Raw genomic sequence first — 2605 nt, 5'->3', positions numbered from 1 at the left:
CACTTCATGCGCCCCGCGCGCGCTACCCACCGGAGGGGAGCGCGCGCGGGGCGCATGAAGTGGGGCGCGAGCGGAACGGTTCAGCACACTCGTTCGGGTGAACGGGGGCGGTATTGCCGGTTCTGCCGTGCCTTGCGTACTCCATCGTTCTGCCGGGACACCAGGGCGAGCCCTGCCCTTCCCGACCCCGCACCCCACCCTCCTGGACACGGCACCCTTCCTGGACAACTGAGCCCGAGGCCAGGCGCGCGCCTCAACTCCCCGTCCGCTCCGCCCCCGTGGCGAAGAACCGCCCCACATACTCACCCGCCGGCAACGCGCTCTCCCGCATGAGGGAGAAGACCTCGGCCCCCTCCCCGGGCTCGCCGCCCATCCGGAACGCCTCGGCGAACTCGACGTATTCGACGCCGTCGAGGTCCACGCAGTACTCGCGCGCCTCCAACTCCCCCCGCTCGACGGCCTCGTCGGGCGACCGGGCCCGCCACAAGGTCAACCGCTCTTCGTAGACCCCGAGTTCGCGATGCCTGAACACGCATCGGACGCCGTACCAGGACCAGTTGACCTCGAAGTATCGGACGCGTTCGTCCTGCCCGGCCGGCCGCATGCCCGCCGCCAGCATGACGCGGTGGGACGCGATGTTGTCGTGGTCGGCGTCGCCCTTCACGCAGGTGATCCCCTGTGTCCGCGCGAACAGCAGCAGTCCGCGGAGGGCTTCCGAGGCGTACCCCTGACCTTGGGCGGACGGAACGATGCCGTAGCCGATCGTGACGCTCCCGTTCGCGTCCGCGGGTCCATGGAAGCCCAGGCCGCCGATCGCCAGACCGTCCTCCCGGCGCCGGATCTCGTAGGTGCCGAACGGCCGGGGATCACCGGTGGTCGCACAGGTGCCGAGGAAGCGCCGGGCGGCGAACACGTCGCCGTCGGTGGGGTATTCAGGCGCCCATCGGTCACCGCCGTCCGGCTCGCCCGCGACCACTCGCTCGGCTTCGCCGACGGTCATGGGGTGGAGTACCAGCCGCGCCGTCACAAGATCGCTCATGGGAGGGAGGAGTATCACGCGGGGCGAACGGGCCGCACGGGGATTGTCCGGGCAAGACGGCCTGTGACAGGCCGACGGCTCCCCCTGAAGCCAGACCAGAGAGGAGCCGCCGATACCTTTTGCCCCAGCCGGAGATCACCGCGAAGTCACGCAAGAATCGACAGCAGATCTCGCGCGGTACCGGATACTTCCGGGTTCGCGTCATCCAGCAGTTTTTGGAAAACTCCGGTGCCGGCCAGGACAGCGTCTCGACCCGCCACCTCCCAGGCGATTTTCTCCTGATGGATTCCCGCCTCTTTCACCGATAAAGCCCCGGCTGCGGATTCCCATTGCCTGGCCGAGTAGATCTTGGAAAGGAGTTCCAGAATCTCGGCGCGCTTCCGCACAGCGTCGTCTCCCGCCAGCTCCAGCAGGAACGGCACTACCTGCGGAGTCGCCTCGGACACCACGAAACCGAGGGCACACACACGGTCACCCAGTTCGTCGAGTGCCGCACTCGCAGCTGCCTCGGCGCCCCGGGCCACCGTGGAAAGCAGCGCCGGGATGTGTCGAGCGGAGCCCTCGGAGTCTTGAAGCTGCCCCCACGGAACCTGAGGAAGCCGTTTCAGAACGCGTCCCATCCCTACCCTCCGAACATGGCTTGTGCGCCATTTCACTCTCGACATCACCCGGCCCCGTACCTGGTACGGAGTCCGATGTGTGTTCCGGCACCACGAACTCGGGTTCCAGGATGGGCGGTTGACCCTGTGACGGGCCCGGTCACTCGACGAGGCCATCCTGCGTGGGGAGTTGCAGGCGCGCCACAACTGCGCGGGCCCTCTGACAACGGCCTACTCGGCGTCGACCTGGTTGAGTTGATGCTCGGCCCAGACGTAGCTCTCGGGCAGCAGGTCGGCAACAGGAACGGCTCGGACGTGATCGCCCGCGCCGACGATGACCTTGAGGGCGGGGAAGTACTCGAGAAGGACCTGTCGGCACCGGCCGCACGGGGGAACCACCCCCCGGTCCCGGTCGCCCACGGCGACCATCGTGTCCAGCTCGTAGATGCCCTGCCCGGCTGCCGTGCCGATGACGACCAGCTCGGCGCAGGGGCCTCCGGTGAAGTGGTAGGCGTTCACCGCCGTGACGATCCGGCCGTCCCGGGCGCGGGCCGCGGCCGCCATGGTGTGGTTGTCGCCCCGGCAGCGCGTACGCGCGATGTGCGCCGCGGCCTGGATGAGTTCATGGTCGACCGGGTGGACGTGCGTGGTCATCTTCTCCGCCTTCGTGAGGTGTCAGGCGACGTTGACCCGAGCAGCGACCGTGCGCAAGCGGATATCGGCGGTGTGCTCGTTCCGCCGGACGATGTCGCGGCGGATCATGCCGCCTTGTTCCTTGTGACTGCTGTGGTCGGTGGCGTCCGGCGTGAAGCAGCGCGGGGCGGAGCGCGAAGAACTGGCGGCCTCGACCCCGTTCAACCACGAGCTGCCGGTCGGGGGCGCAGGCGGGTTCGACGCGGCCGAGTCGCCACGGTCGCCAACGGGCAGTCGCCTCCGAACCGGCCGCCCCCCTCGCCCACTCCCCTAT

General features: G+C 68.7%; 3 protein-coding genes and 1 pseudogene. All 4 read right to left on the bottom strand.

All coding sequences use genetic code 11. The features are described 5' to 3' along the window. Positions 1-550: 550 nt before the first annotated feature. A pseudogene (locus tag JHN63_RS50285) lies at positions 551-1039 on the bottom strand (GNAT family N-acetyltransferase); the annotation flags it as partial. A gap of 146 nt (positions 1040-1185) precedes the next feature. Continuing rightward, positions 1186-1659 (bottom strand): hypothetical protein, encoded by a 474-nt coding sequence (locus JHN63_RS50280; RefSeq protein WP_200691822.1) that lies wholly within the window; start codon positions 1657-1659, stop codon positions 1186-1188. A gap of 210 nt (positions 1660-1869) precedes the next feature. Further along, a complete protein-coding gene (locus JHN63_RS50275; protein ID WP_200691821.1) occupies positions 1870-2292 on the bottom strand; it encodes a cytidine deaminase in 423 nt (140 codons plus the stop codon). 21 nt (positions 2293-2313) lie between these two features. Continuing rightward, positions 2314-2496: a hypothetical protein gene (locus tag JHN63_RS50270; RefSeq protein WP_200691820.1), complete on the bottom strand. Its 183-nt coding sequence runs from the start codon at positions 2494-2496 to the stop codon at positions 2314-2316. Positions 2497-2605: the final 109 nt, after the last annotated feature.

Origin of the sequence: Streptomyces sp. MBT65, from assembly GCF_016612545.1 — a bacterium.
Lineage (GTDB): Bacteria > Actinomycetota > Actinomycetes > Streptomycetales > Streptomycetaceae > Streptomyces.
This window is presented reverse-complemented; position numbering and strand designations above follow the sequence as displayed.

Excerpts from the sequence above, each read along its gene's own strand:
- JHN63_RS50280 (WP_200691822.1), bottom strand. The coding sequence starts at position 1,659 with ATGGGACGCGTTCTGAAACGGCTTCCTCAGGTTCCGTGGGGGCAGCTT.
- JHN63_RS50275 (WP_200691821.1), bottom strand. The coding sequence starts at position 2,292 with ATGACCACGCACGTCCACCCGGTCGACCATGAACTCATCCAGGCCGCG.